Source organism: Micromonospora sp. RHAY321 (assembly GCF_023896955.1).
In the GTDB taxonomy this organism is placed as follows: Bacteria; Actinomycetota; Actinomycetes; order Mycobacteriales; family Micromonosporaceae; genus Micromonospora.
This window is the reverse complement of sequence record NZ_JAMHIW010000003.1, coordinates 165,727-191,090: the sequence shown is the minus strand read 5'-3', so window position 1 is coordinate 191,090 and position 25,364 is coordinate 165,727. Positions and strand designations below refer to the sequence as shown.

The following is a 25,364-nucleotide window of genomic DNA, read 5'->3' as shown; positions in this document are numbered from 1 at the left end:
ACATCGGGTTCTGATGGGGAAGGGGCCCTCTTCCCGTTTCGGGGCATATGCTGGCGCCGGAGGTTCCGATGAGCCACTCCGTCGCCGGAGAGCCGCCCTCTGCCGGCCGCCGAGCCGCACCCTTGACCACCGCTGTCTACTCCGCCGTCGAGTGGGACCTGCTCACCAGCCTGCCCGGACGGGTCCTCGTGGCCGCCGCCGCACCCGGGCCCGGCCGTCCCCAACGAGGGGTCAAGGCGGGCCTGGCCGGCCTGGACGCGGTGGCCGCCGGCCGGGCGTTCGACAGCGATCTGGTGCGTGCCGTGGTCGCCGCCATCTACGCCCGCCACGACGGCACCCCGGAACCCACCGAGCGGCTCACCGATCTGGTGGACCTCCTGGCAGCCTGCCGGGCGGCGGTCCGGGTCCTGCACCGGCGCGCCGACCCCGCCGACTCGGCCGCGTACCGGCAGTGGGTGCAGTCGGTCGCGGCCCGGGTCTGCCGAGCGGCGGCCGGCCCCGGCGGGCATCCGGGAAGCCAGTCGACCAGCCCGGCCGACCGGCGCTTCCTGGACCGGCTCGGTGGCGCGCTCGGGCTGGGCTGAACAGGCAGGCCGTCGTGGCGCGTGCCGAGCGGACCCGTACCCTCTGATGACCGTGACCGACGACCAGTTCGAGGTGGGCGTGGGCCCCTGGCCGGGGCACCCACCCGACGACCCGCGCTACGACCCGCAGCTGCTGGCCGAGGGGGACCGGCGCAACGTGGTCGACCGCTACCGCTACTGGCGGCACGAGGCGATCGTCGCGGACCTCGACCTGCACCGGCACGGCTTCCACGTCGCCATCGAGAACTGGCAGCACGACTTCAACATCGGAACGGTCGTCCGCAACGCCAACGCCTTCCTCGCCGCCGAGGTCCACATCGTCGGGCGGCGACGGTGGAACCGGCGTGGCGCCATGGTGACCGATCGGTACCAGCACGTCCGTCACCACGAGACGATCGAGGAGTTCGTCGGCTGGGCGGCCGCGCGGGAGCTGCCGGTGCTGGGCATCGACAACCTGCCCGGCTCGCGCCCGCTGGAGACCGGCACCCTGCCACGGGACTGCGTGCTGCTGTTCGGCCAGGAGGGACCGGGTCTCTCCGAACCGGCCCGTGCCGCCTGCACCCAGCTCTACTCGATCGCCCAGTACGGCTCCACGAGGTCCATCAACGCGGGCGTCGCCAGCGGCATCGCCATGCACGCCTGGATCCGTACCCACGCCGGCCCGCCGCCGGACCGACCCTCGACCGGTGCCGAATCGGACGGTCCGGCTTGACGTGCCGGCGGCCGAGGGTGACGGTGGGGATGTGAGTGTCGCGGTGAGTTGTCCGAGATGCGGGGGCCCGGTACGGGCGCCGGATCTGATGCACACCGAGTCGAGGTGCCTGCGGTGCGGCCCTGTGCCGCCGCTGCACGTGCCCGAACACATCGGAGCGGACATCGTGGCGAGCGTGGTGGAGCGGATCACCGCGACCGCTGACCCACCGGGTACACCGCTGTGGTGCCCGTGGCCGTTGCCGCCCGGCTGGACACTCACCGGCGTGGCGTACGCCGGGGACGACCGGACGGGAGTGCGGGCGACCGCCGTGGCCTGCGCGGGCCCGGCGCCGCTCGGTGGCGGCCCGGCCGACCTGGTCTTCGTGGCCGAGGAACCGGGCGTGGGCCTGGGCACCCGGCTGGCCGGTCTGGCCGGCCCGGACCCGGGGCCGGAGTTGGCCGACGCGTTGACCGACCCGGGGCCGGGTCATCCCGAGCACGTTGGGCAGGCCCGGATCAGGGTCGGCGGGCACCCCACTCCACTGTGGTTGGTGAATTCACCGACGGATCGAAGCGCGTACGCCGGCGAGGCTCGGGGAATGTGGCTGCATGCGATAGCCTGGCCGGCGAGTGCGGGTCACCTGCTCGCGGAAGAAGTCGTGCTGCACGACCTTGCCGAGTGGACTCCACCCGAACTCGTGTACGGCGCACCGTCCCCGTACCTGCCCGGGAGGGCTGACAACCTTCCGGATTGACGGAGAACGGTCGCAGATATTCACTGTACGACACCACACTGATACTCTGGGTGCCGCTGCGGTAATGGGACCCGGCGCCGCGCGAGAGGATGGCCCGCCATGGTCAAGAAGGTCCTCACCTGGGCCGGAATCGCATTCTTGATCTTCTTCGTCGCCTACCGGCCAAACTCGGCGGCGGATGTGTTCAAGTCGCTCGGCGGCGGGATCGTCGACATCGCCCAGGGGTTCGGCGACTTCTTCACCAGCCTCGTCGCCTAACCGTCCATGGGCAGCCCCTCCGGACCACCCTTCGACCCGGACGATCCTGACCGGGACCGCCGGGAGCGCGACACCGAGCCGATTCCGCGGATCGGGCCCGATGACGGCCCGGGCTACGGTGCCGGGCCCGGCCTGTCCGACGGTCCGTCCCTATCGGACGACGTCGGCTACGGCGACGGGCCCGGTTATGCCGGCGAGGGTCGTTCGGGTCGTGCCTGGATCCGTGACCCGGAGGCCGGCTACCAGGCGCCGCAGATCTCCGAGGACGAGCTGGCCGGGCTGCGCGCCGACGCCACCGGAGCGGCTCCCCGACGGGTGCTGCCCCTGGAGGACGAGCCCAGTTCCCTGGTCGCCCGCTACCTCTTCCCCACCGAGCGCTACCGGGGTGAGTGGAAGCGGCACTGGATCCACCTCACCACCCCGCTGTTGATCGGCATCGCGGCGACCTTCGTGCTCGGTTACCTCTCCGGCTTCCTCGCCGGGCAGAACGTTGGCGCGCTGACCACCATCGCTGTGCTGCTCTGGTTCGCGGTGATGGGCTGGGTGGCCTGGAAGGTCGCCGACTGGTGGTATGACCGGTTCATCCTGACCAACAAGCGGGTCATGGTGGTCAACGGCATCATCACCCGCCGGGTCGCCATGATGCCGCTGGTCCGGGTCACCGACATGAAGTACGAGCAGACGCCGACCGGCCGGGCGCTCAACTACGGCACTTTCGTGCTGGAGTCCGCCGGCCAGGAGCAGGCGCTGCGCGAGATCAAGAACCTGCCCAACCCGAACGAGCTCTACCTCCGAGTGGTCGAGGAGATGTACGAGCCGCAGGCGGTCGAGGCCCGGCTGGGCAAGGAGGCCGACGAGGCCAAGGCCGACGACGGGGCGTGAAAGTTTTCGTCCGAACATCGGAGCAAGTGCGCACCTTTCGTCATGGACCCGAGGGCCTCTGACGTGGCACTCTGCCAGGACGGCTGGGGCGCGGAGGTGCGATGGTGGCGAGCAGGGACCCGTTGGAGGAGGAGTTCCGCGAGTTCGTCGCGGCCCGCTCCGCGGCTCTGCTTCGTACCGCGTACCTCCTCGCCGGCGACTGGGCCACGGCCGAGGACCTGCTCCAGACGGCCCTGACCAAGACGTACCTGGCGTGGAAGCGGCTCGGCGGGATCGAGGCCGTCGAGCCGTACGCCCGCCGGGTGATGGTCAACACCTCGACGAGCTGGTGGCGGCGCCGCTGGCACGGTGAGCGCCCCACCGAGGTGCTGCCCGAGCGGGCCGGTGTCGACGAGATCCAGCAGCAACTGGACCGCGACCTGCTGTGGCGGCACCTGCGGGAGCTGCCCAACCGGCAGCGGGCGGTGCTGGTGCTGCGCTACTACGAGGACATGTCCGAGGCGCAGACCGCCGCGATGCTCGACATCTCGCCGGGCACGGTGAAGAGCCAGGCGTCCCGGGCGCTGTCCACGCTGCGCCGGCGGATGGGCGCCGACGCGCCGGACCTGGCCGCCGGTCGCCCCACCGCCGCCCCTGGCGCCGACCCGCGGACGGCCGCCGGCACCGACCGGGTCGGCGGCGCGGGCACCCGGACCGGGTCGGCCCCGGTCACCCGCGGCGCCACCGCCGGTCGGACCCCCCAGACGGCCCGGCGCGCGCTGCCCCGGCCGGCCGTGCCCCAACCGGCCGAACCACCGGTCGAGCTGCCCGCAGCCCCGGCGGCCGTGCCCGTCGGCACCGGCTCCGGTGAGCAGCGGTGAAGGGTTTCCCGGACCGGTCCGACAACCTGACGGGCCACCCGCCGCGTCCTTACCAGGTGCGACGTGACGAGTTGGAAGGCGCGGTGCGGGAGGCCCTCTCGCACCAGGTCGCTGTCGCGCGCCCACTGAGCGCCGATCCGGCCGGCCAGGCGATCCGCCGGGCGAAGCGGATCCGGCGCCGACGTACCGGTGCCGGCCTCGCGCTCGCGGCGGTCGCCACCGTGCTGGTCAGCACCGGTATGGCGCAACTCGGCGGAGACCCCGGCCGGCAGGGCAAGCCGGTCGTCGTGATCGGTGACCCGAACCCGTCGGGCCGGCCGATCCCCTCGGCCACCGTCACCGCCGCCGCCCCCACCTCTGAAACGCCCGTGGACGTGCTCGCCGGCGCGACGCTGATCGGCGTGAGCGGTGGGCGGCTGGAACTGCCCGGTGTCGGTCCGGCCGAGCGCGCGCACCTGCTTCCCAGTGGTGGTTGGTTGGTGGTCGGCGCGCCGACCACCGCCGGCCGTTCCCTTTGGGTGGCGCAGCATGACGGGCTGGTGCAGGTGCTGCTCGCTGGTGCGGGCTCGATCGTCGTGGCACCCGACGGCCGTCAGGTCGCCTGGCGCGACGGCACCGGCCTGCTGGTGGCGGGGGTGGTCGGCACCCAGCTCATCGGGCCGGTGCGCACTCCCGTGCCGGGCAAGGCGGAACCGGTCCGGTTCATCGGCGACAACGTGCTGGTCCGGCTCGACCCGGACGGCCCGGGTCACACCCTGTGGCGGCCGGGTGTCGGGGAGCTGACCGCGGGTTCCGACCGGAGCACGCTGAACGTCTACGGCGCGCTGCCCGACGGACGGCTGGTCGGTCAGGTGTCCACGGACGACCCGGCCAAGACCTGCCTGGCCGTGCTTGACCCGAAGCGTGACCTCAAGCCGGTGCTCACCGGCTGCGGCCCGGAGCTGAGCCCGGACGGGGCGGGCGCGGTCTCCGGTGACGGGCGATGGCTGCTGGTGAACGGATGGGTCGGCAAGACCAGCGGATCCCTGCTGGTCGACCTGCGCCGGCTCGGGCAGGACCTGACCGCCGTGCCGGCCGGGCCGCCGGTGAGCGGCGAGGTCGCCTGGAGGACGGAGTCGGAGGCCACCTACGTCGACGGCGCCGGCAAGCTGGTCCAGGTCAACGTCGACCAGGTGCGGACCGGGAAGGTGGCCGAGCCCGTCTCGGTGCCGGGTGTGCGGCCCGGCGACCGGCCGGTCCTCGTGACCGGCTGACCTCCACCGGTCGCGCTCCGGCCGACCTCGGCGCGCCCGGACCCGTGGCCCTCGATACCGTCGACCGGTGACCTCGCGTACCGGCCCCTCCCCGCGGATCGACCTGCACGCCCACTCGACGGCCAGCGACGGCACACTGAGCCCGGCGGAGCTGGTCCGCGCCGCCGCGCACGCCGGGCTGGACGTGCTGGCCATCACCGACCACGACACCACCGCCGGCTGGGCGCCGGCCGTGCGAGCACTGCCGCCCGGGCTGCGCCTCGTCCGGGGCGCGGAGCTGTCCTGTCGCTGGTCCGGGGCGCAACCGGCCATTCCGCTGCACCTGCTGGCGTACCTGTTCGACCCGGAGCACCCCGAGCTGGTCGCCGAACTGGCCAGGGTGCGGGCCGCCCGCGAGGAGCGGGGCGAACGGATGGTCACTCTGCTGCGCGCGGACGGGATCGACGTGAGCTGGCCGGATATCCTGGCCGGGGCGGGCGGCGGCACCGTGGGACGGCCGCACATCGCGCAGGCGCTGATCCGGGCCGGCCTGGTGCGCAGCACCCGGGAGGCGTTCGGCCCGGACTGGTTGGGCGAGCGGTACCGGCTGCCCAAGGAGGACATCGACGTGTTCCGGGCGATCAGGCTGGTGCGGGAGGCCGGCGGCGTGCCGGTCTTCGCCCACCCGCGCGCCACGCGGCGGGGCCGGGTGGTGCCCGACGAGCTGATCGCCGAGCTGGCCGCCGCCGGGTTGGCCGGCCTGGAGGCCGACCACGAGGACCACAGCCCGGCCGAGCAGGCGCACGTACGGGCGCTCGCTGCCGAGCTGGGCCTGCTGGTCACCGGCTCGTCGGACTTCCACGGCACCCACAAGACCGTCCAGCTCGGGGCGTTCGGCACCAGCGTCGAGGCGTACGAGCGGATCGTCGCCGCCGGGGTGACCGAGGTCGCTTCCGGCTGATCCCGATTTCGGCCAGCCGTGGCGCGGCTAGGTTGATCACGTGGATCTGAAGCTGTTCGGCGAGGTTTTCGTGACCCTGCTGGTGATCACCGACCCGCCGGGCATGATGCCGATCTTCCTCGCGCTGACTGGCCCGCTGCCCGCCCGGGACCGCAACCGGGCGGCCTGGCAGGCGGTCGCGCTGGCCCTCGGCGTGATCGTGATCTTCGCGGTGGCCGGCCAGACGCTGCTCGACTACCTGCACGTGGACCTGCCGGCTCTGCAGGCCGCCGGTGGTCTGCTGCTGGTGCTGGTCGCCCTGGAACTGCTGACCGGCAAGGCCGACGACCCCAGCCAGCAGGTCACCTCGAACATCGCCCTGGTGCCGCTGGGCACCCCGCTGCTGGCCGGCCCCGGCGCCATCGTCGCGACCATGCTCTTCGTGCAGCAGGCGGACGGGCTGGGCGAGTTCAGCGCCATCGCCGTGGCGATCCTGGCGGTGATGGTCGCGGTCTGGATCGTGCTGCGCTTCTCCGGCGGCATCGTGAAGATCCTGCGACCGGGCGGGATCGAGGTGCTGACGCGGATCGCCGGCCTGCTGCTGGCCGCGATCGCCGTGCAGCTCATCGCCGACGCGGTGGCCGCCTTCGTCACGCAGTACGTGAACATGACCTGACCGGCGTACGCGCGATGTCGGGGGTGGATGGCAGGATCGCAGGCGTGCGACGAGCCTCTTCAGCCGGACGACCCGCCGCTGGCGGCCGGGCCCCCCAGCAGCGCGCCGGTGGCGCCGAGCAGCTCGGCTTCGAGGGCATGCCGGAGCGTCTCTTCGTCTGCACCCCCAGCAAGCTGGGCGCGTACGCGGACTGCCCGCGCCGCTACCGCTACTCCTACGTCGACCGGCCGACCCCGCCCAAGGGCCCGCCGTGGGCGCACAACTCGCTCGGCGCCAGCGTGCACACCGCCCTGAAGAACTGGTATGCGCTACCCACCGAGCGGCGGCGCCCCGAAGCACTGGCCGCCCTGCTCAAGGGCACCTGGGTCCGCGAGGGCTACCGCGACGACGAGCAGGAGCGGGCCGCCTACCGACGGGCGTTGGGCTGGCTGGAGGCGTACGTCGAGACCCTGGAGCCGGACACCGACCCGCTCGGCGTGGAGCGGGTGGTGGCGGTCAAGACGGCGGTGTTGGCATTCAATGGCCGGACCGACCGCATCGACTCCCGCCCCGGGCCGGAGGGCCCGGAGCTGGTCATCGTCGACTACAAGACCGGCCGCACCGGGCTGGACACGGACGACGCGCGCGGTTCGCAGGCGCTGGCGCTCTACGCGTACGCGGCCGAGCGGGTGTTCCGCCGACCATGCCGTCGGGTGGAGCTGCACCACCTGCCGACCGGCACCGTCGCCGCCCACGAGCACACCGTCGAGTCGCTGGGCCGGCAGTTGACCCGGGCCGAGGAGACGGCCCGCGACATCATGGCGGCCGAGCGGACGGTCGCCGACGGCGGCGATGCGGACGAGGCGTTCCCGGTGGCGCCCGGCCCCCGTTGCGGCTGGTGCGACTTCCGGCGCCACTGCCCGACGGGCGCGCAGACGCCGGGCAAGGAGCCGTGGGCGGCCGTGGACCGGCCCGCCGACGGCTGACCCCTCGACGCCGGTCGGGTCAGCCGGCCAGCGGGGTGGCGGTGAGCCGTTCCGCCCGCTGCTTGGCGGCCTGCAACAGCGGGCCCTCGATGTAGCGGCGGGGCACCGCGGCGAGCGCCAGCCGCAGGGCCCGCACGGTCAGGTCCGCCGTCAGGGCCGTGGTGGGCAGCCCGAGCCCGCCGTACATCCGGCGGGCCCAGGCCGGCAGCAGCCCGAGCGCGGTCCCGGCGATCCCCAGGTACGCCCAGCGCGGCGGCCCGAGGGTGAGCCCCAGCCGGGCCGGCAGGCTGAGCTTCCACGGCAGCGGCGGGGCGGTGAGGAAGAGCGCCGTCTCGGCGGCCTCCCGGGTCATCCGCAGCTCCGGCCGCACGGCCCGGTAGTAGGCGGCGATCTCGGCGGCGGTGCCCGGGACGGTGGCCGGGTCCAGGCCGACCAGCGCGGCGGAGCGGCGTTGCTCGGTGTAGTAGCCGTCCACCTCGTCGTCGGTGAGCGGCAGGCCCGCCCGCCGGGCCGTGCTGAGGAACGACTCGACCTCGGTGACGTGCACCCAGCGCAGCAGGTCCGGATCGTCGACCCGGAACTCCTCGCCGGTGAGCGGGTCGGTGGCCCGCAACCGGGCGTGCAGCCGGCGCAGCCGCGCTCCGGCGGCCTCCGCCTCGGCGGTGGTGCCGTACACCGTGGTCGCCACGTAGGTGGCGGTGCGGACCAGGCGGCCCCAGGCGTCGGCGCGGTAGTTGCTGTTCTGCGCGACCCCGGCCATCGCGCGCGGGTGCAGCGCCTGGAGGTAGAGCGAACGCAGGCCGGCGACGATCAGGATCGGCTCGTCGTGCACCTTCCACGTGACCGAACCCGGACCGAAGAGACCGAGGTCATCGGAGTCCACCGCCCAAGAGTGCCACGGCCCGGGTCAGGTGTCGGCGGAGCGACGGGCCTGGCAGCCCGGGCAGAGGCCCCAGAAGGTCACTTCCGCCTCGTCCACCTCGAAGCCGTGCGCGACGTTCGGCTCCAGGCAGGGTGCGCTGCCCACCGTGCAGTCGATGTCGGCGATCTCGCCGCAGCCCCGACAGACCACGTGGTGGTGGTTGTCGCCGGTACGCGCCTCGTAGCGGGCGGGACTGCCGGCAGGCTCGATCCGGCGGGACAGCCCGGCCCGGGACAGCGCCCCCAGCACGTCGTAGACGGCCTGGGTGGAGACCGAGTCGAGGCGTTCGCGGACCTGCCGGGTGATCTCGTCGACCTCCAGGTGACCACCGCCCGCCAGCACGTCGAGCACCGCGAGGCGCGGTCGCGTGACACGCAGACCCCTCGATCGCAGCAGCTCCTCGGCACCGGACATGCCGCCAATGACAGCACGTGCGACCAGCGCCGACAACCGACGTCCGGTCGGGGTGGCCACGGACACACGCCGGAAGGACCGCGCCCGGACCGCCTCGCGGTGAACCCGAACGGGGCGGCCTGCGTGTGTCCGGTCGAGAGCCTGGGGACAGTCGGCCGGCCGTACGCTGGCGGTCCCGTGACCGTGATCCACCTGGAGGGTGTCGATGTTCGAGGAGATCCTGGGTCTACCGGCACACGTCCTGGTGGTCCATGCGGTGGTGATGTTCGTGCCGCTGCTGGCCCTGGTGGCCGTCGCGTACGTGGGGCTGCCGCGCCGGCGGCACCGGCTGGACTGGGCGCTGGGCCTGCTCGCCGTGGCCGCGCCACTGACCGCCTTCGTGGCCGTCCAGTCGGGTGAGGCGTTCACCGACGCGCTGGTCGCCCGGGGTTTCCAGGGCCCGATCCTCGACCAGATCTTCGAGCACTCCCGTTACGGCGACATCCTGTTCCGGATCGTGGGGCCGCTCGGGATCGCGGCGATCCTGCTGCTGGTGGCGACCAGCGGCCATCCCCGGGTGCCGCGGCTGCCGGCGCTGGTGACCCCGGTGCTGTCGGTGGCGGTCGTCGCGCTGTCGATCGCCGCGGTGGTCTACGTCTATCTGACCGGCCACTCGGGCGCCGAGACCGTCTGGGGCACCACCCTCTGACCGTGCCCGGGTCAGAAGACGACCCGCGAGCAGAGCAGACAGACCAGCACGACCAGCACCACGGCGGCCACCGCCCCGAAGCCGTAGGTGACCCGCTGCGAGCGCTGCTCGGCCGCGTCCAGGTCGGCCATGTCCTGCGGCGGAAGCCGCCGGGGCGGCGCCGGTTGCAGGTGTACGGGTGGACGCCAGCCCGCCGGGGGTGGCGTGCTCGGCGGTGGACCGGCGTACGGGCTGGCCGGGGCGGATCCGGGCGCGGCGGGAGGTTGGTCCGCCGCCTCGTCGCCACCGGTCCCGGGTCGTCGCCAGTAGTCGTCCGGGGTGCTGCCACCGCTGGGGGTCGTCACGCCGTCCGACGCTACCAACGCGGCCGGCGGCCCGGTCGCTTCTGGCCGGCGCGCCACCGTGCGCGACCGGTCCGCTGCCGTCGGCTGCGCTAGTCTTGCCGCTCGTGAGCACCGAGGACCCCGGCACGCAGGGCGCGCGCGGCGACGACGACCGCACCGTCGACCTGAGCGAAGACTTCGTGGTGCTGCCCGAGCAGACCGCCGACGACACCGACCGCGGCTGGGGCGAGCGGCCCGGCGGTAACGACGACTGGCTGCTCGCCGAACGCCCACCGCACTGGGACTGACCCCGGCTCGAACCGTGCGGCCGATCGGCCCGGCCGGCACCCGATCGAGGCGACCGGCAGTGCCCGGCGCGGAGTCGCCAGGTTCGTCCCGAACTTCGCTGGTGGCCGCCGTCATCCGCGGACGACGATGGCGAACCGGCTGCCCTCGGGGAGGCCGATCGCGCGTTGCGCCTGGTCGGGGTCGAGCGCCAGATAGAGCGCCGCGGACCCGTCGTCGGCGCCCAGCACGTCCAGGACCAGCGCTCGGGGTGCGAGCAGCGTCGCTTCGGCGCCCGTGCCGCCGGGCGGTGCCGCGAGCAGGTCGACCCGGCTGCCGGGGTGGACCACCGCGAGAGCGGCCGGCTCGGCGAGTCGGATCGGGACGCCGACCGCGCCAGCGGGCAGCGGCAGCGGGGTGGTTCTTCCGTTCGTGCCGTGCCCGCCGCTTCCGTCGGTGGCGGCTGGGGCAGCGGCCGCGCCGGTGGGCAGCGGCCCGGCCTGTGAGCTTCCGTCGGTGGCGCGGGCCCCGTCGGGGTCGGTCGGTCTGCCTTCGCCGGCCGCTCCCGCCGGTGCCCCGGATGGTGCGGTGGTCGGCGGGCAGCCGGTCGGGATGTGCAGTACGGCGGCAGCCAGGCCGAGCAGCACGGCGACCAGACCGGCCCGGAGCAGGGTGGGCCCGCCGGGCAGGGTGAGCCGGCGCAGCGGACGCAACGCCCGTGCGGAGTCTGGATCACCCATCGTCTGCCGCCTCCCGCCCAGGGCGTCGCAGCGACACCCGTGGCGGCAGGTTAGGCCGTTCCAGCCTGGCCGGCCGGACGTCGACCGGTGCCCTGTGGACAACCGGCCGGCCTGTGGACAACGCCCACCAGTCGGCTCGGCCTGCTATGGCGCCGACCTTGATCGACTCGGGGTCAAGGATGTTGGGCTGTCAGCCAAGCGGGGACAGGCCGACATCCATGAAGCCGGGTGGATCAAGGCACGCTCGACCCAGCGGGGCTGGGACGGGCGGGTCAGGACGCGGAGCTGGCCGCCGGAGCCTTGCCGCCGCTCGACCCGCCCGACGAGGACGACCCCGACGAGGACGATCCCGACGAGGACGACGACCCCGACGACGAGGAGGAACCGGTCGAGGAACCCGAGGACGATCCGGAATCCCCACCCGAGGACGACTCGGACTTGGTCGGCTTGGTCGCCGTGCCGGCGGCCGTCGTCTCGGAGCCGGAGGCCCGGGAGTCGGTGCGGTAGAAGCCGGAGCCCTTGAAGACGATGCCGACGGAGTTGAACACCTTGCGCAGCCGCCCCTGACACGCCGGGCACTCGGTCAACGGCTCGTCAGAGAAGGACTGGACCGCCTCGAGCTGGTGACCGCACGCGGTGCAGGCGTACTGGTACGTGGGCACGTTCTCCTCCGGATCTGGACTCGGCCAATTGGCACTCGACCTGTTCGAGTGCCAATGGTGCGTCATTCGCCCCGGGTTCGTCCAGCGGACGTGTGGGGCGCGACACGATGCGCCGCCTCCGGGCCGCCGTCAAGCGTACGCATCCCGTCGGCGGGGGTGACGACCGCGCGGACCGGTCGGTCGTGCGGCTCGGCGGGCAGCGCCTCGACCAGCTCGCCGTCGTGCAGCGGCACCACGGTCAGCGTCGCCGTGGGCACCCGGGCCAGCGCCCGGTCGTACGAGCCGCCACCACGGCCCAGCCGACGGCCCAGCCGGTCGACGGCCAGGGCCGGTACGACCACCAGCTCCGCGCCGGTCACCGCAGCCACCCCCAGTCGCGGCCCGGCCGGCTCCCGGATACCCCGGCCGGCGGCGATCAAAGCGTCCGGCCCGGTATAGGCGGCCCAGTCCAGATCCAGGTCGTCGCGGAGCACCGGCAGCAGCAGCTCGGCGTCGGCCGGCAGTGCCGCCCGCAGCGCCTCCGGCAGGTCAGCCCCGCCCGGTTCGGAGCCGACCGGCACGTACGCCGTCATCCGGCCGGGGCGCAGCCGGCGTACCAGCGCGACCAGCTCGGCCTGGACGCGCCCGGCGGCGGCGGCCCGGGCCGGCCCGGTCAGCGCCCGGCGGCGGGCGAGCAGCTCAACGCGGGTGTCGCGCTTCGCCACCCGCGTCACTTCCGCTTCATCAGAAAAATCCGGCACGCAACACTCCTGACGCAACGCCTCCACCACGGTCGCTCTGTGTCAGCATCGCAAGCAACGGAGGCGGAACTTCCGGGGGGACCGAGTGACGCTACGCGGACGGTTGACGGCAGCCTTCCTCGTGGTGGTGCTCGGCCCCGTCCTGCTCGGCGCGTTCTTCGTGGCCTCCATCGTCACCGCCGTGGACCGCAGCCGCTCCACCGAGCGCCTGGCGGTGGCGGCGTCCACCGTGCGTACCTCGGTCGACGCGCTCTGCCAGCAGTTGCGCGCCACCGCCGACGCGGTGGCCCTCACCGCCGACCCGGCCGGTGCCGCCGCCCAACTGGTCGGTCGGGGGCTGGCCGCCGCGGTGCAGATCACCGACGTGACCGGCCGGGTCACCTACGCCTCACCCGACGCGCCGTCGACCCCCTGGCGGGACTGCGCCGGCCCGACCCCGGCGTCGGCCGGCCCGGTCCGTGCCCTGGCCGCCCGCGTCGACCTGCGCGACCGGGCCGGCGTCCCGCTGGGCACCGTCACCGCCGCGCAGCTGGTCGACCCGGCCTTCGTGGCCCGGCTCGCGGCCGTGACCGGGGTGGCGGTCACCCTGCTCGACGGCGGTGCGAGCGCCGCGCGGGTCACCCACACCACCGAATCACGCGAGGTACGCGACGCGGTGCTGGCCGCCGCCAGCACCGTCGACAGCGAGCGGGTCACCGAGACCAGCGAGGGCCGCTACGTGCGGCGGATCGGCCCGTCGTCCGGGCAGCCGCTGCCACTGGTGCTCTCGGTGCCCAGCGAAAGGCCCCCGGGGCTGCACGCCACGTTGGCCGGCGTGGTCGTGCTGGCCGGGCTGCTCGCCGTGCTGACGGCCTGGCGACTGGCCCGGGTGACCACCCGACCGCTGGTGGAGCTGGCCGGTGCGGTGGACCGGGTGGCGCACGGTGACCTCACCGCCCGGGTGCCGGTGCGCAGCCGCGACGAGGTGGGTCGGCTTGCCGCCGCGTTCAACCGGATGACCCGGGAGACCGGCTCGTACGTCGCGGCGCTGACCAGCAGCCGGGACCAGCTCCGGGGGCACCTCGCGGTACTCGGCGACACCCTGGCCAGCACGCACGACCTGCAGCGCATCCTGCGGGTGATCCTGCACAGCGCGATCGCGGCCACCGGGGCGCGGGCCGGAGCGGTGCTGCTGGTGGAGGCCGGTGGGGTGCTCGTCGCGCAGTGCAGCGAAGGGCTGGACGGCCGCTGGCCCGAGGGGGACGCGGACGGGCCGCAGGAGCTGCGGGTACCGGTGGGCGTCGGGGTGGTCGGTGCGGTGGCCGCCACCGGGGAGCCTCAGCGGGGGCGCGTCGAGCCGACCGAGGCGCCGACGGGTGAGCCGCGCTGCCACACCTACGTCGCCGTTCCGTTCGCCACCCCGGCAGGTGGCGCGACGGCCACCCCGGGCGGTCCTGCCGGGCCGCTCGGAGGCGTCGGGGCAGCCCCCGGTCCCGCCGACGAGGCTGGCGCGCCGGCGGCCGCGCTCGGTGTGCTGGCCCTCTACGACCGGCTGGGCGCCGACGAGTTCGACGACGACGACCTGGTCACCCTGCGCACCTTCGCCGGGCACGCGGCGGTGGCGGTGGACAACGTCCGGGTGCACGAGGAGGCGCAGCGGCTCTCCCTCACCGACCCGCTCACCGGGCTGTGGAACTACCGCTACCTGCGTGAGTCGATCCGGCGGGAGGTGGAACGGGCCAGCCGCTTCGGCCGGATGCTCAGCGTCCTCGCCCTCGACCTGGACCGGTTCAAGGACGTCAACGACACGTACGGGCACGCGGCGGGAGACACCGTGCTGGCCGAGTTCGCCCGGCGGGTGCGCGGTGAGATCCGTGAGGTGGACCTGGCCTTCCGGCAGGGCGGTGAGGAGTTCGTGCTGCTGCTGCCCGAGACCGACGCCCGGGGCGCGGCGATCGTGGCGGAGCGGCTGGGCGCCGCGGTCCGGGAGACGCCGATCGCCGTCGAGGCGTACGCGGGGCCGATCGTGGTGACCGTGTCGGTGGGCATCGCCGTCTACCCGGACCACGGCAGCAACGGGCGGGAGGTGCTGGAGGCCGCCGACGACGCGCTCTACGCGGCCAAGGCGGCCGGCCGGGACACGTACCGGGTAGCCGAGGTGTGCCCGGACGTGCCCACGCAGGAGATCCCGGTCCCGGCGGGGGCGGTGAGTCCACCCGACGGGCTGCCGCGCGCCGGCCGGCCCGTGCAGGTCGCCCGGGAGCCGGGCGGGCACGCCCGGTCGGAGCCGGCTGTGGGCGTACCGGAATCGTCGCCGGCGGGGTCGGCGCAGGCCGGGCCCGATCTGGCCGATGACCCGACGGACACCGCCGCGGACGCGGCCCGGGCCGGCCCGGACGCGGCCCCGCCGGGGTCGGGCGGCGGCGCGTCTTCTGGGCCACACCCGCCGCGGCAGAGCCGTGGCCGATAGTCTCGCGGCATGTCGGAGCACTCAGCGAACCCCTCATCGACGGTCGCCGCAACCGGCCGTCCCCTGGCGGTCAAGGCCGTCATCCCGGCCGCCGGACTCGCCACCCGGTTCCTGCCCGCCACGAAGGCCGTGCCCAAGGAGCTGTTGCCGGTGGTGGACCGGCCGGTGTTGCAGTACATCGTCGAGGAGGCCACCCAGGCCGGCATCGGCGACGTGTTGCTGATCACCGGTCGGGGTAAGACATCGATGGTGGACCACTTCGACCGTCGCCCGGACCTGGAGACCAGGCTGGAGGAGAAGGGTGACGCCGAGCGGCTCGCCGCCGTGCGCCGCCCCAGCGAGCTCGCCGAGATCTACACCGTGCGGCAGCCGGAGCAGCTCGGGCTCGGCCACGCCGTCGGGTACGCCGAGTCGCACGTCGGTGACCAGCCCTTCGCGGTGCTGCTCGGCGACGAGTTCGTCAAGCCGTCCGAGCCGCTGCTGCCGGCGATGCTGGAGCTGCAGGCCCGCACCGGCGGCGTGGTGCTCGCCTTCTTCGAGGTCGACCCGGCCGACACCAAGCGCTACGGCATCGCCTCCGTCGAGCCCGCCGAGTCGGAACTGACCGACATCGGTGAGGTCGTCAAGGTGACCGGCATGGTGGAGAAGCCGCAGCCGGAGGACGCGCCGAGCAACCTCGCCGTGCTCGGCCGCTACGTGCTGCCGGGCGCGATCTTCGACGCGATCCGGCGCACGAAGCCGGGCAGCGGCGGCGAGATCCAGCTGACCGACGCCATGGAGCTGCTGCGCACCGAGGGCGTCCCCGTGCACGCGATCGTCTACCGGGGCACCCGCTACGACACCGGGATGCCGCTGGGCTACCTCCAGACGGTGGTGCAGATCGCCGCCGAGCGGGAGGACCTCGGCGCCGAGTTCCGCTCCTGGCTGGCCGACTTCGTCAACGCCGACACGGCAGGCGGATCTGGTACATGACCGCGACGGCCGACGCCGAGGCGGCCGCGAACGAGTTGACGCCGCTCGCCGACTACCTGGGCAGCGTGCTGCGCAGGTTGCGCGCGCTGCCGCCACTCGACCTCGACCTCACCCAGGCGCACGGCAACGTCCTCGCCGAGGACGTCGTCGCGCCGCACGCCTTCCCGGCCTTCGACCAGGCGGCCGTGGACGGGTACGCGGCCCGCTGGGAGGACATCTCGGGAGGGGGCCGGGGCCCGAGCTACGTCCCGGCTCCCTCCGGCACGCCCGGTGGTCGGACCATCCGGCTCAACGTGGTCGGCGACCTCGGCGCGGCGAGCTGGCGGCCCGTCCGGCTCACCCCGGGCTCGTGCTTCTCGGTGGCCGCCGGCGCGCCGCTGCCGGTCGCCGCCGACGTGGTGGTCCCCGTCGAGTGGACCGACCAGGGCATGGCCGCCGTGGAGATCTTCCGCACCCCCAAGCGGGGGTACGGGGTCCGCCGCGCCGGTGAGGAACTGCCCGCCGGCACGCTGCTCGCCCGGGCCGGCACGTACGTCTCACCGGCGCTGGTCGCGGTCTTCGCCGCCACCGGCATCGGGCACGTGGTGGTCCGGCCCAGCCCGCGGGTGGTCATCGTGGCGACCGGTGACGAACTGGTCGACGTGGGCCGGGGCAGCCAGCCGGGGCAGGTGGTGGACGCGAACTCGCACGCGCTGACCGCCGCCGCGGCCGAGGTGGGCGCGCTGGCGTACCGGGTGGGCATCTGCGACGACGACCCGGAGGGGCTGCGCGGGCTGCTGGAGGACCAGACCCTGCGCGCCGACCTGATCATCACCACCGGGGGGACCGGCACCGGCCCCGGCGACATGGTGCGCCGGATCCTGTCCCGCCGCGAGGGCGGCCGGGCCGGGCCGGTCACCTTCACCGACGTGGCGCTCTACCCCGGCACCGCGCTCGGGTTCGGCACGGTCGGCGCCGAGGAGGTGCCGGTGGTCTGCCTGCCCGGCGATCCCGGCGCCGCGCTGATCGGCTTCGAGGTGCTGGCCCGCCCGGCCATCCAACTGCTCGCCGGCGCCGAGCCGGTGTTCCGACCCAGCGTGCGGGCACACCTGCTGGAGACCGTGTCGTCCCCGGGCGGGCTGCGCGAGTTCCGGCCCGCGCACGTCGCCGAGCGGCGCGGCGGCGGTTACACGGTGCAGCCGCTCAGCGGTGGGCCGTTCACCCTCTCGGGGCTCGCCGAGGCGAACGGGCTGCTCGTGCTCGGCGAGCGAGTCACCACCGCCGCCGCCGGCTCCACCGTGGACGTGCTGCTGCTGGACCGTCGCCGGTGAGGTTGTCCCGGTCGGTCCCCTCCCGGGCGTGCAGAGAGTCCAGCCGCCCGGCGATGGGTGCGGTGGGTCCACTTGCGCACGACACGGTCCCGCGCGGGAGACTGTGCGGGTGAGCCTCTTCGGACCCGCCCGGGCACCCGGCTGGCCGACGGTGCTGGTCGACGGTCCGGTGCTGCTGCGGCCGTACCGGCGCTCCGACGCCGCGGCCTGGTCGGAGGTGCGCCGGGCCAACCGGGCCTGGCTGGCGCCGTGGGAGTCGTCGCTGCCGGGCAGTTGGGACGAGCTGAACTCGCCGGCCGCGTTCCGCTGGGTGCACCGTGACCAGCGGCGCTCGGCCCGCGAGGGTGAGGGTATGCCGTTCGCCGTCTGCCTGCGTGAGGCCGACCGGGACCGGCTGGTCGGGCACCTCAACGTGGGCAGCATCGTGCGGCGGGCGTTCTGCTCCGGGTACGTCGGCTACTGGGTCGACGCCCGGGTCGCCGGCCAGGGGGTGATCCCGACGGCACTCGCGCTGGCCGTGGACCACGCCTTCGGTCCGGGCGGGCTGCACCGCGTGGAGGTCAACATCCGGCCGGAGAACCGGCCGTCCCGGCGGGTGGTGGAGAAGCTGGGCTTCCGCGAGGAGTCGTACCACGTGCGCTACATGCACATCGACGGTGCCTGGCGGGACCACATCGGATACGCGATGACCAGTGAGGAGATCGCTGCCGAGGGTGGCCTGCTGGCCCGGTGGCACCGCGTACGCGCCTCCGCACGCTAGGCGTCCCACGCACGGGATCGGCGCGGCGCGGCGGCATCCCGGTCGGCGCGCCGTAACCTCAAGTAACTGCAAGCTGCGGCAAGCGCTGCCCGTCCGGACGATCCACGCACCCGAGCGCAATCGGTGGAAGATCCTGCGGTCGGACGGCGGTTGCTCCGAATTCGGTGACGGGAGGGGTGAGGGTGCCGACCTCGGTGCTCCTCGCCGTCCTCGCCGCCGCCGGCCTGCTCGCCCTGGCCCCGGCGCTCGTTCGCCGGTACGACGCCACCGAGCGGCTGGTGGCGGAGCGGGCGCAGTCGACGGCGCGGGTGCTCCAGCGCCGCCGGCGACGCCGCACTGTGCCGGGACGGCGACCCGTCCACCCACCGCGCTCGCTGACCATCACGCTCAGCGAGAACGCGACTACCGGGGTGTTGGCCGCGCCGGTCTCCGCACCCCCGGCAGCCCGCCGCTCCGGCCGCCTGCGCGCCGTGCCCCCCGCCCCGAAGCGGTCCCGCCGACGCCCGCCGCCCCGCCGGCAGCACACCCCCGCCGTGTACCGGCGACGCCGGGTCCTCGCCGCCCTGCTCCTGCTCAACGTCGTCGAGCTGATCGGCGTGCTGTTCGTCAGCCCCGGCTTCTGGATCGGCTTCTCGGTCACCTTCCTGCTGCTGGCCGTCTACGTGATCCACCTGCGGGGGCAGGCCCTGGCCGGCCGCCGTCGCCGCCGGGCCCGCGCCCGGGAGGCCGCCTGGCTGGCCGCCCGGCAGGCCGAGGTCCGCCGCGAGCAGGCCCGCCGGGCAGCGGCCCGCCGGGAGGCACAGCGCCGCCTGGCAGCCCAGCGCGAGGGGGTACGCCGAGCCGCCATGGGCCTGGACCGGCCGGGGGACCTGCCGGCGGCGGTCAACGGCGGGTCGGTCTCGTACCGGCGGTCCGGTGGGCTGCGCGGCCGCCCCTACGAGGCCGGCCGCGGCGCCTGATCGCGGGCGCTGGCGCTTGATCGGCGCTGCCGGCTTCAGCGCTTGATCGACTCGGTTTCCTGGATCTCGGGGTGTCACGGCGTCCTGGATGCCCCGATTTCCGGGAAGCCGAGTGGATCTTCGTGCGCGGGGAGCGCCGCGCCGGGGGCGGATTCGCGGTGGAGGCCGGCGACCTGTTAGCCTTGCTGCCGGCCCGCCCGGTGTAAGCCGGGTGGGACCGAAGCCGGTTCGCCGGCGGAGGGGCTGTGGCGCAGACTGGTAGCGCACCTCGTTCGCATCGAGGGGGTCAGGGGTTCAAATCCCCTCAGCTCCACCCAGATAAAAGGCCGTTTCCCGTGTGGGAGACGGCCTTTTCGATCTTGTGCGGCACCGGTGGCGACGCCTGCGGTGACTAGTAGTGGTTGTCGATCGGCCGGCGGGCCTCGTCGAACAGCGCCGGCCCCTCGTACCGCACCGGGGGCAGCGGCGGAGTGGCCGGCTTCACCTCCTCGAACTGTTCGGTGGACAGGGCGTACACCACCCGGCCGAGGCCGGACCGGTCGATCGCGGTCGCGCACATCGGGCAGGGCTGGCAACTGGTGAACATGGTGGTGCCGGCCGCCACGTCCGGGCTGAGTTCCCGGGCGGCCCAGCGGGCCAGCTTCAGTTCCGGGTGGGCGGTGATGTCCGAGTCGGAAACCACGGTGTTGTGGTCCTCGATCAGGACTGTGCCGTCCGCGCCGACGAGCAACGAGCCGAACGGCCGTTCGCCGGACGCTCCGGCCTCGTCGGCTATCTGCACGGCACGGCGGAGAAACTGCTCGTCGTCCGGGGTCATCGGTCCTCCTGGGATGTGTGGTAAGCGGCCACGGCCGCGAGGGTCTGCCAGGCGCGTTCGGGCTGGCGGATCTCGGTGAGGTCGCCGTTGAACGGGTCGAGCACCACCGTCTCCGCGCCGAGCAGTCGGATCTGGTCGATGTCGGCGATGATCTGCTCGATGGTGCCGACACCGGCGAGTCGGTCCGGGGCGGTGACCGGTTCACGGGTCTGCCGGAGAGCCATACGCGGCACCAACGGGGGCACCGGGCGCCCCCGTTCGTCGGCGATGGCCTGGAGTCGACCCACCGCCTCCGTCAGCCATCCGGGCGTGAACCGCAGCGGGTGCCACGCGTCACCGAGTCGTACGGCGCGACGCATGCCGGCGTCGCTGTTGCCGCCGACCCAGATCGGGATCGCCTCCGTGTCGTAGTCGTCGGTGTTGCGCCAGGCGTCCCGCATGGCGTGCAGGTACTCGTCCGTCAGCGCACCGCGCCGCTGGTACGGCACGCCGAGCGCCTCGAACTCCTGCCGGGCCCAGCCGACGCCGACGCCGAGGACGAGCCGGCCCCCGCTGAGCCGGTTGAGGTTCGCCGCCATCCGGGCGGTGAGCAGCGGGTGCCGGTACGGGACGATGAGCACGGTGGTGCCCAGCCGGACCCGGCGGGTCAACCCGGCCAGCCACGACAGCGTGGTGAACGGCTCGTAGAACGGCGCAGGATACTGGTCGGCCACGTCGGGGGTCACGGCGATGTGGTCGGAGACCATCAGCAGGTCGAAGCCGAGGCCCTCCACCGTCTGCGCCCACTGCCGCAGCATCTCGGGGTCGGTGCCTGGGGCGAAGTTCGGTACGTTCACGCCAATCTGCACAGGTTCGAGGCTAGTGAGCGTGCGTCCGGCTGTGAACATCATGTTCACGGACCTTGATGGCTCCTACCGTGGATCCGCCGGTAGTTTTGGCGAATGGCCGAGGATCTTGATGTCGTCGATTGGTCGATCCTGACCGAGCTGCAGAAGGACGGCCGCCTGCCGATCACCGAGCTCAGCCGCCGGGTCAAACTGAGTGCGTCGGCCACCAGCGAACGCGTGAGGCGGCTGGAGGCGACCGGTGTGATCACCGGCTACCGCGCCGAGGTCGACCTGGCCAAGGCGGGCTTCGCCGTACTCGCGGTGGTCCGGCTGAAGTATCCCGGCAGCCGGCACGAACCGCTGCGTCGGCTGCTGGAGCGACGGTCGGAGATCCTGGAGTGCCTGCGCACCACCGGAGACGACTGTTACGTGCTGAAGGTCGCCGCGACGTCCATGGCACACCTCGAACAGATCATCAACGAGCTCGCCGTGTTCGGCAGCACCACCACCAACGTCGTCTACAGCGCGACCCTGCCCTACCGCGGCCCGCGCCCGTGACCCAGTGACGGACTCGACTCACGGCGACCGCAGGTCACTCTGACGGTTTCGACCGCCGGGGTTGTCGTACCCGCCAATACGATCTTGTGCATGGAGCGTCCGGTACGGCAGGCATACCTCAACATGATCGCCAAGCAGGTCGGGCCGGTGCTGCGAGGGCACGGTTTCAAACGGTCGCATGGCACCTTCCGCCGGATCTCCGATGCGGGCCATGGCGCGATCATCGAGTTTCAGGGATCCACTGGTAGCTGGGGCGATACCTCGCTCTTCTACGTCAACCTCGGTGTCGCCACCCCCTCCTGGCTTGACTGGTCCCAGGAGCGGTTTGGCGGGAACCAGCGGGATCGGCCCAGCGCGTCGGTGGCCCAATGGTGGACGCGGCTCAGGGCAGCCTCCAGGCACTCTGATGGTTTCGACCGCTGGGCGATCCGGTCGGTCGAGGAGGCCGACGTATGCGGAGCCGCAGTCGCCGGGGAGTTGTCGGAACGTGTGATCCCGACCTTCGATGCCTTGCTTGCGCACTACACGCACCTTGACGAGGCCCTCACCGATGGGCGGGTGGATGAGCTGGTTGCGTCCTTCGACGCCCGCCCGCCGGATCCGCTCAACGGCATCGACCACTTCCGTCGGCTTGACCACCCCTATGTGGCGTGGATGTTGTCGAGGCGACCCGTAGCGATCGAGTAGCGGCCGGACGAGGAGACGGTGATGGCGCTGGCCGGGCGATGGAGCGTCGACCCCAGCAGTCTGGACGGCATGCCGGTGCCCGGGCACCCGTGGATTGCCGCCGCCGGGAGTTTCTAGTCAGCGGCTCTGGCGAGGCGCCTACGGACGAGTGTGGCGCTGGCGGCGGTAAACGATTCGATGGCCTTCTTTACTCTCTCGTACCGCGCCTCAAGCTCGGCCGGCTCTACCTGTCCGCGTCTCCAATACGCACCGAGGGACTTGCCCGAGGAGTTCAACTCCTCAAGGGCGGCGAGCACCCGCTGATCCCTGCAGAGGATGCGCACCTTCGCCTGGGCGAGCCGGGACTCCCCAAGGTCCCACCCGTCCACGCGCCCTACGAGCCCAAGCTCCCGCTCTTCCCATACCCGGTGCCGAAAATCCTCCGCCAGTGCCACAAGTCGAGAACACTGTTCAAGCAGGAGTTCGGTTAGTCGGACGTTGGCCTCGCCTCGTCTGGTCAGGTACTGACCAAGGATCGCGATGGCGGCGCCAGCGACGGCAGCGACCAGGGTTACCCAGACATCCATGTCCATAGTCTCCCTACGCCGGTCAACGGTGCTGGGCAGTCAGGAGAACCGTTCGGTCGTCACGGGTATCAGGCCGTGCTGTCGCAGGACGTTCGTCAGGTCCTGCAGGGTTGAGCGCAGCGTTGGGGAGGCGTCGGCTCTCAAGAGGACGGTCACGTCGAGGCCCCAGGCGAGCCCTCGGCCGACCCTGCGAAGGTCCCAGGAGTACCGGTCGCCGCCCTTGTCCAGGGAACCGGAGGCGACAGGTCCAGGTGTACCGCCGTCCGGCGTCCCCCACAGCGCCCGGAGGCTCGCCACCTCTTCTTCCCGGAGATCCTTGGCGAAGAGCACCCGGTAGACGCGCCGTTCCCGGAAGCCGGAGGGTGGCTGGGTGGGGCCGAGCCGCAGCGGCGGCACGGTGGCGAACGGTTGGTGGTCGCAGAAGTACGTACGCAGCACCTCTTCGAGGGGTAGCTGACCGCCGCCGAGCCTGCGGTAGACCGTCTCGGCTTCGCTGCGTGAGGTGGGAACCACCCTCGTCAGCACCTCCGGGTCGGTGCGCATGCTGCGGCTGAGGGAAGCGGAACTCCACCAGCCGGCGCCGCCAGCCGTCCAACCAGCGCTGTCGAGACCAGCGGTCGAGAAGTCGCGGTGGCGGGTGAACTCCTCGACGACGATGCCCTCCACGTCGGCGGTCGGGCGGTGGCCGGTGACCAGGTAGTAGTCGAGCGAGGGCCGCGGCTCGGTCGTGCCGACGACCGTCGCCCCGTGTTCTCTGTGAGCCGGCACGATAGCCATCAGCGACATCCTCCGTCTTCCGCATATCGGAGATCCCGGGCAACCGTAGCGGGGGAGGCGCCGGTGGGCCGGCTAGCATCCGGATTCGACGTGAGGAGCCCACATGACATCCACGGCCCAGACGCGGTTCGGCATGGTCGGCAGCGGCTGGCGGGGTGAGTTCTTCCTGCGGCTGGCTCGGCTCCTGCCGGAGCGGTTCCGCGCCACCGGGGTCGTCACGCGTACCGGATCGCGTGGTGACGCCGTGACGGCCGAGTGGGGCGTGCGAACCTTTCGCACGACGGCCGAGCTGCTCGCCCACGAACGGCCGGACTTCGTCATCGTGTCGGTGCCCTGGTCGGTGACGCCCGACGTGACCCGTGACCTGGTCGTCGCCGGCGTGCCGGTGCTCGCCGAGACGCCGCCCGCGCCCGACGTGGCGGGGCTGCGGTCGCTCTGGTCCGACGTTGGCGGCAGCGGCCTGGTGCAGGTGGCCGAGCAGTACCTGCTGATGCCCGGGCACGCCGCCCGCCTGGAGGTGATCCGCGCCGGGGTGCTCGGCGAGCCGACCTCGGTGCAGATCTCCTCGACGCACCTGTACCACGCCGTCTCGCTGATCCGTGGCCTGCTCGGCGTCGGGTACGACGCCGCGGAGGTCAACGCGCGGGCGTTCGTCGCCCCGCTGGCCAACCCGCTGTCGCCTGCCGGCTGGAGTGGCGACGCCACCCCGCAGCAGCTCACCACCACCCTCGCGACCATCGACTTCGGCGGACGGATGGGGCTGTACGACTTCACCGACAACCAGTGGTGGAATCCGCTGCGCACCCGCCGGTTGGTGGTGCGGGGTTCGCTCGGCGAGTTGGTGGACGACCGGGTCGTCCGCCTGGTCGATCCGACCACGCCGGTGGAGTCGGCCCTGGTGCGGCGGCAGACCGGCATCGACCTGAACCTCGAAGGGCTCGACCTGAAGCACATCAGCTTCGACGGCCGCGTCGTCTACCGGAATCCGTTCGTGGGCAGCGGAATGTCCGACGACGACATCGCGGTGGCCGACATCATGGCCCGCGCCGGCGCCTGGGCGCGGGAGGAGGGCCCGGCGCCGTATCCCCTGGCCGAGGCGTGTCAGGACCACCTGATCAGCCTCGCCGTCGAGGAGTCGGTACGTACCGGCCAGCCGGTCGTCACCGCCGAGGAGTCGTGGGCGCGGTAGCCCCGTCCTGCTACTCGTCCTGTTCCCAGATCGGCCGGCGCTGCCGCGCCGCCTCCGCCTGATCCGGCGCCCCCGTGGGCCACCCGTCATGCGTCAGGAGGATCTGCGGGTAGACCTGGCCGCTTCCGATCAGGAACGCCACCACGTCGATGATCACGTGCGTGGTCCGCCCGGCGTAGATGGAGAAGCGATCGTTGTCCCAGTTGACCGCGGACACGAGACCGTTCGACAGCGTCTGGTTGGCCTCGAAGTTGATCGTCGAGAAGTTCGTCGGACGGGCTATGCCGGTGGGAAAGATCTGCAGGAAGCTGGCCGCGACCGGCCCGGTGACCGTCACGGTGCCGAAGATGGCCTCGCTCATGAAGGCGTAGCGCGCCAGGATGACATCGATGGTCCGGCCACCCAGCACCCGTCCAGCGCTGTCGAGGTTGCTGGTGTCCCACTCACCATCGAGGTTGACGATGTTGGTTCGTCCCTGGGGAATGCGGGTGTCGACGACCCGTTGCGGTATGACCGGCACGATGTGGTTGGAGGTGCTGCTGGGATCGCCGGGGGCGGCCTTCGCGGACGTGGCGGCGGCCGCGCCGACCACGCCGGTGCCGGCCAGCCCCGCGGCGACGGTGCCGGCGCGCCGCAGCAGCCGACGGCGGTCAACGGTGTTGTCCTGGTCATTGCTCATCCGGACCCCCGTGGGGTATTGACAATGTTCGACATCATCGATCCTGGCCCTCTTCCCGGGCGGCCACATCGACCGAACGGCCCCGCCGTTGTGCTCCATGGCGAACGGAGAGAGGCCGAACAACGGTCGTGTCTCTCATCGGACACACGGCAACCATGAGCCCTCCCCAGATGTGCAACGGGCATCAGTCGAAGC

31 protein-coding genes, 1 tRNA gene and 1 pseudogene are annotated in these 25,364 nt (G+C 72.9%); 22 read left to right on the top strand and 11 right to left on the bottom strand.

The genetic code is table 11. From position 1 onward, the window contains the following. Positions 1-47 precede the first annotated feature (47 nt). From M8C17_RS08920 to M8C17_RS08875, 10 genes are all read left to right on the top strand, one after another. Positions 48-584 (top strand): hypothetical protein, encoded by a 537-nt coding sequence (locus M8C17_RS08920; protein ID WP_252415930.1) that lies wholly within the window; start codon positions 48-50, stop codon positions 582-584. Between the two features lie 52 nt (positions 585-636). Further along, positions 637-1,296 (top strand): RNA methyltransferase, encoded by a 660-nt coding sequence (locus M8C17_RS08915; RefSeq protein WP_252415929.1) that lies wholly within the window; start codon positions 637-639, stop codon positions 1,294-1,296. Beyond that, positions 1,271-2,032: a DUF6758 family protein gene (locus M8C17_RS08910; RefSeq protein WP_374557741.1), complete on the top strand. Its 762-nt coding sequence runs from the start codon at positions 1,271-1,273 to the stop codon at positions 2,030-2,032. Before M8C17_RS08915 ends, M8C17_RS08910 begins: the two co-directional genes overlap by 26 nt. A 99-nt stretch (positions 2,033-2,131) precedes the next feature. Next, positions 2,132-2,290, top strand: coding sequence for a hypothetical protein (locus tag M8C17_RS08905; RefSeq protein ID WP_165942702.1), 159 nt, complete (start codon positions 2,132-2,134; stop codon positions 2,288-2,290). A 6-nt stretch (positions 2,291-2,296) separates the two neighbouring features. Next, entirely contained in the window at positions 2,297-3,172 is an 876-nt protein-coding gene (locus tag M8C17_RS08900) for a PH domain-containing protein (RefSeq protein WP_252415927.1), read from the top strand. Between the two features lie 101 nt (positions 3,173-3,273). Then, on the top strand, positions 3,274-4,032 hold the full coding sequence (locus M8C17_RS08895; RefSeq protein ID WP_256482357.1) for a SigE family RNA polymerase sigma factor: 759 nt from the start codon (positions 3,274-3,276) through the stop codon (positions 4,030-4,032). A 56-nt stretch (positions 4,033-4,088) separates the two neighbouring features. Then, complete coding sequence (locus M8C17_RS08890; RefSeq protein ID WP_252415926.1) at positions 4,089-5,285, top strand: hypothetical protein; 1,197 nt, start codon at positions 4,089-4,091, stop codon at positions 5,283-5,285. Positions 5,286-5,352: 67 nt separating this feature from the next. Continuing rightward, entirely contained in the window at positions 5,353-6,225 is an 873-nt protein-coding gene (locus M8C17_RS08885; protein ID WP_252415925.1) for a PHP domain-containing protein, read from the top strand. A gap of 40 nt (positions 6,226-6,265) precedes the next feature. After that, positions 6,266-6,880 carry a MarC family protein gene (locus tag M8C17_RS08880; protein WP_030329175.1) on the top strand — a complete coding sequence of 205 codons (615 nt, stop codon included), beginning with the start codon at positions 6,266-6,268 and terminating at the stop codon, positions 6,878-6,880. A gap of 137 nt (positions 6,881-7,017) precedes the next feature. Further along, the gene (locus M8C17_RS08875; RefSeq protein ID WP_374558023.1) at positions 7,018-7,845 is read left to right on the top strand and encodes a RecB family exonuclease; all 828 of its coding nucleotides are present in this window, start codon (positions 7,018-7,020) and stop codon (positions 7,843-7,845) included. Between the two features lie 19 nt (positions 7,846-7,864). Here M8C17_RS08875 and M8C17_RS08870 read toward each other — a convergent pair whose 3' ends face one another. Both M8C17_RS08870 and M8C17_RS08865 read right to left on the bottom strand, forming a co-directional pair. Then, positions 7,865-8,728 carry an oxygenase MpaB family protein gene (locus M8C17_RS08870; protein WP_252415923.1) on the bottom strand — a complete coding sequence of 288 codons (864 nt, stop codon included), beginning with the start codon at positions 8,726-8,728 and terminating at the stop codon, positions 7,865-7,867. Between the two features lie 24 nt (positions 8,729-8,752). Continuing rightward, positions 8,753-9,181, bottom strand: coding sequence for a Fur family transcriptional regulator (locus tag M8C17_RS08865; protein WP_252415922.1), 429 nt, complete (start codon positions 9,179-9,181; stop codon positions 8,753-8,755). A 205-nt stretch (positions 9,182-9,386) separates the two neighbouring features. On the opposite strand from M8C17_RS08865, the gene M8C17_RS08860 reads away from it, so the two are divergent. Next, entirely contained in the window at positions 9,387-9,869 is a 483-nt protein-coding gene (locus M8C17_RS08860; RefSeq protein ID WP_252415921.1) for a DUF2231 domain-containing protein, read from the top strand. 11 nt (positions 9,870-9,880) lie between these two features. Here M8C17_RS08860 and M8C17_RS08855 read toward each other — a convergent pair whose 3' ends face one another. Next, positions 9,881-10,213 (bottom strand): hypothetical protein, encoded by a 333-nt coding sequence (locus M8C17_RS08855; RefSeq protein WP_252415920.1) that lies wholly within the window; start codon positions 10,211-10,213, stop codon positions 9,881-9,883. A gap of 104 nt (positions 10,214-10,317) precedes the next feature. Between M8C17_RS08855 and M8C17_RS08850 the strand changes: the two genes are divergently transcribed. Beyond that, on the top strand, positions 10,318-10,500 hold the full coding sequence (locus M8C17_RS08850; RefSeq protein ID WP_252415919.1) for a hypothetical protein: 183 nt from the start codon (positions 10,318-10,320) through the stop codon (positions 10,498-10,500). Between the two features lie 111 nt (positions 10,501-10,611). Here M8C17_RS08850 and M8C17_RS08845 read toward each other — a convergent pair whose 3' ends face one another. Beyond that, positions 10,612-11,217: a flagellar biosynthesis protein FlgA gene (locus M8C17_RS08845; RefSeq protein WP_252415918.1), complete on the bottom strand. Its 606-nt coding sequence runs from the start codon at positions 11,215-11,217 to the stop codon at positions 10,612-10,614. Between the two features lie 228 nt (positions 11,218-11,445). Here M8C17_RS08845 and M8C17_RS32140 point away from each other — a divergent pair, with 228 nt between their 5' ends. Beyond that, entirely contained in the window at positions 11,446-11,724 is a 279-nt protein-coding gene (locus M8C17_RS32140) for a hypothetical protein (protein ID WP_252416358.1), read from the top strand. A gap of 14 nt (positions 11,725-11,738) precedes the next feature. Here the strand turns inward: M8C17_RS32140 and M8C17_RS32135 are convergent. Both M8C17_RS32135 and M8C17_RS08830 read right to left on the bottom strand, forming a co-directional pair. Next, positions 11,739-11,945 (bottom strand): annotated as a pseudogene (locus tag M8C17_RS32135) (FmdB family zinc ribbon protein); the annotation flags it as partial. After that, a complete protein-coding gene (locus M8C17_RS08830; RefSeq protein WP_252415917.1) occupies positions 11,942-12,619 on the bottom strand; it encodes a 5-formyltetrahydrofolate cyclo-ligase in 678 nt (225 codons plus the stop codon). The pseudogene M8C17_RS32135 and the gene M8C17_RS08830, both read right to left, overlap by 4 nt. 85 nt (positions 12,620-12,704) lie before the next feature. On the opposite strand from M8C17_RS08830, the gene M8C17_RS08825 reads away from it, so the two are divergent. The 6 genes from M8C17_RS08825 (at position 12,705) to M8C17_RS08800 (ending at position 19,382) form a co-directional block, all read left to right on the top strand. Continuing rightward, the gene (locus M8C17_RS08825) at positions 12,705-15,068 is read left to right on the top strand and encodes a diguanylate cyclase (protein WP_252415916.1); all 2,364 of its coding nucleotides are present in this window, start codon (positions 12,705-12,707) and stop codon (positions 15,066-15,068) included. Positions 15,069-15,077: 9 nt separating this feature from the next. After that, positions 15,078-16,040 carry a UTP--glucose-1-phosphate uridylyltransferase gene (locus M8C17_RS08820; protein ID WP_252415915.1) on the top strand — a complete coding sequence of 321 codons (963 nt, stop codon included), beginning with the start codon at positions 15,078-15,080 and terminating at the stop codon, positions 16,038-16,040. Then, on the top strand, positions 16,037-17,350 hold the full coding sequence (glp, locus tag M8C17_RS08815) for a gephyrin-like molybdotransferase Glp (protein WP_089017844.1): 1,314 nt from the start codon (positions 16,037-16,039) through the stop codon (positions 17,348-17,350). Before M8C17_RS08820 ends, glp begins: the two co-directional genes overlap by 4 nt. A 109-nt stretch (positions 17,351-17,459) precedes the next feature. After that, a complete protein-coding gene (locus tag M8C17_RS08810; protein ID WP_109820724.1) occupies positions 17,460-18,110 on the top strand; it encodes a GNAT family N-acetyltransferase in 651 nt (216 codons plus the stop codon). Positions 18,111-18,286: 176 nt separating this feature from the next. Next, positions 18,287-19,069: a hypothetical protein gene (locus M8C17_RS08805; protein WP_252415914.1), complete on the top strand. Its 783-nt coding sequence runs from the start codon at positions 18,287-18,289 to the stop codon at positions 19,067-19,069. A 239-nt stretch (positions 19,070-19,308) separates the two neighbouring features. Continuing rightward, a tRNA-Ala gene (locus M8C17_RS08800) sits at positions 19,309-19,382 on the top strand. Positions 19,383-19,460: 78 nt separating this feature from the next. Here the strand turns inward: M8C17_RS08800 and M8C17_RS08795 are convergent. Together M8C17_RS08795 and M8C17_RS08790 are read right to left on the bottom strand one after the other, a co-directional pair. After that, complete coding sequence (locus M8C17_RS08795) at positions 19,461-19,886, bottom strand: nucleoside deaminase (RefSeq protein ID WP_252415913.1); 426 nt, start codon at positions 19,884-19,886, stop codon at positions 19,461-19,463. Next, complete coding sequence (locus M8C17_RS08790; RefSeq protein ID WP_252415912.1) at positions 19,883-20,734, bottom strand: LLM class flavin-dependent oxidoreductase; 852 nt, start codon at positions 20,732-20,734, stop codon at positions 19,883-19,885. The genes M8C17_RS08795 and M8C17_RS08790 overlap by 4 nt, the downstream gene beginning before the upstream one ends. 93 nt (positions 20,735-20,827) lie before the next feature. Here M8C17_RS08790 and M8C17_RS08785 point away from each other — a divergent pair, with 93 nt between their 5' ends. Together M8C17_RS08785 and M8C17_RS08780 are read left to right on the top strand one after the other, a co-directional pair. Next, on the top strand, positions 20,828-21,271 hold the full coding sequence (locus tag M8C17_RS08785; protein ID WP_252415911.1) for an Lrp/AsnC family transcriptional regulator: 444 nt from the start codon (positions 20,828-20,830) through the stop codon (positions 21,269-21,271). A gap of 90 nt (positions 21,272-21,361) precedes the next feature. Further along, positions 21,362-21,958 (top strand): DUF4304 domain-containing protein, encoded by a 597-nt coding sequence (locus tag M8C17_RS08780; RefSeq protein ID WP_252415910.1) that lies wholly within the window; start codon positions 21,362-21,364, stop codon positions 21,956-21,958. 113 nt (positions 21,959-22,071) lie between these two features. Here the strand turns inward: M8C17_RS08780 and M8C17_RS08775 are convergent, their stop codons facing one another. Continuing rightward, the gene (locus tag M8C17_RS08775; RefSeq protein ID WP_252415909.1) at positions 22,072-22,524 is read right to left on the bottom strand and encodes a hypothetical protein; all 453 of its coding nucleotides are present in this window, start codon (positions 22,522-22,524) and stop codon (positions 22,072-22,074) included. 39 nt (positions 22,525-22,563) lie between these two features. Then, complete coding sequence (locus M8C17_RS08770; protein WP_252415908.1) at positions 22,564-23,301, bottom strand: hypothetical protein; 738 nt, start codon at positions 23,299-23,301, stop codon at positions 22,564-22,566. A 103-nt stretch (positions 23,302-23,404) separates the two neighbouring features. Between M8C17_RS08770 and M8C17_RS08765 the strand changes: the two genes are divergently transcribed. Continuing rightward, the gene (locus M8C17_RS08765; protein WP_252415907.1) at positions 23,405-24,490 is read left to right on the top strand and encodes a Gfo/Idh/MocA family protein; all 1,086 of its coding nucleotides are present in this window, start codon (positions 23,405-23,407) and stop codon (positions 24,488-24,490) included. Between the two features lie 10 nt (positions 24,491-24,500). Here the strand turns inward: M8C17_RS08765 and M8C17_RS08760 are convergent, their stop codons facing one another. Then, entirely contained in the window at positions 24,501-25,268 is a 768-nt protein-coding gene (locus M8C17_RS08760) for a hypothetical protein (protein ID WP_252415906.1), read from the bottom strand. Between the last annotated feature and the right edge of the window lie 96 nt (positions 25,269-25,364).

Excerpts from the sequence above, each read along its gene's own strand:
- M8C17_RS08920 (WP_252415930.1), top strand. The coding sequence starts at position 48 with ATGCTGGCGCCGGAGGTTCCGATGAGCCACTCCGTCGCCGGAGAGCCG.
- M8C17_RS08905 (WP_165942702.1), top strand. The coding sequence starts at position 2,132 with ATGGTCAAGAAGGTCCTCACCTGGGCCGGAATCGCATTCTTGATCTTC.
- M8C17_RS08900 (WP_252415927.1), top strand. The coding sequence starts at position 2,297 with ATGGGCAGCCCCTCCGGACCACCCTTCGACCCGGACGATCCTGACCGG.
- M8C17_RS08895 (WP_256482357.1), top strand. The coding sequence starts at position 3,274 with ATGGTGGCGAGCAGGGACCCGTTGGAGGAGGAGTTCCGCGAGTTCGTC.
- M8C17_RS08875 (WP_374558023.1), top strand. The coding sequence starts at position 7,018 with ATGCCGGAGCGTCTCTTCGTCTGCACCCCCAGCAAGCTGGGCGCGTAC.
- M8C17_RS08865 (WP_252415922.1), bottom strand. The coding sequence starts at position 9,181 with ATGTCCGGTGCCGAGGAGCTGCTGCGATCGAGGGGTCTGCGTGTCACG.
- M8C17_RS08860 (WP_252415921.1), top strand. The coding sequence starts at position 9,387 with ATGTTCGAGGAGATCCTGGGTCTACCGGCACACGTCCTGGTGGTCCAT.
- M8C17_RS08845 (WP_252415918.1), bottom strand. The coding sequence starts at position 11,217 with ATGGGTGATCCAGACTCCGCACGGGCGTTGCGTCCGCTGCGCCGGCTC.
- M8C17_RS08820 (WP_252415915.1), top strand. The coding sequence starts at position 15,078 with ATGTCGGAGCACTCAGCGAACCCCTCATCGACGGTCGCCGCAACCGGC.
- glp (WP_089017844.1), top strand. The coding sequence starts at position 16,037 with ATGACCGCGACGGCCGACGCCGAGGCGGCCGCGAACGAGTTGACGCCG.
- M8C17_RS08795 (WP_252415913.1), bottom strand. The coding sequence starts at position 19,886 with ATGACCCCGGACGACGAGCAGTTTCTCCGCCGTGCCGTGCAGATAGCC.
- M8C17_RS08785 (WP_252415911.1), top strand. The coding sequence starts at position 20,828 with ATGGCCGAGGATCTTGATGTCGTCGATTGGTCGATCCTGACCGAGCTG.
- M8C17_RS08780 (WP_252415910.1), top strand. The coding sequence starts at position 21,362 with ATGGAGCGTCCGGTACGGCAGGCATACCTCAACATGATCGCCAAGCAG.
- M8C17_RS08775 (WP_252415909.1), bottom strand. The coding sequence starts at position 22,524 with ATGGATGTCTGGGTAACCCTGGTCGCTGCCGTCGCTGGCGCCGCCATC.
- M8C17_RS08770 (WP_252415908.1), bottom strand. The coding sequence starts at position 23,301 with ATGGCTATCGTGCCGGCTCACAGAGAACACGGGGCGACGGTCGTCGGC.
- M8C17_RS08765 (WP_252415907.1), top strand. The coding sequence starts at position 23,405 with ATGACATCCACGGCCCAGACGCGGTTCGGCATGGTCGGCAGCGGCTGG.
- M8C17_RS08760 (WP_252415906.1), bottom strand. The coding sequence starts at position 25,268 with ATGGAGCACAACGGCGGGGCCGTTCGGTCGATGTGGCCGCCCGGGAAG.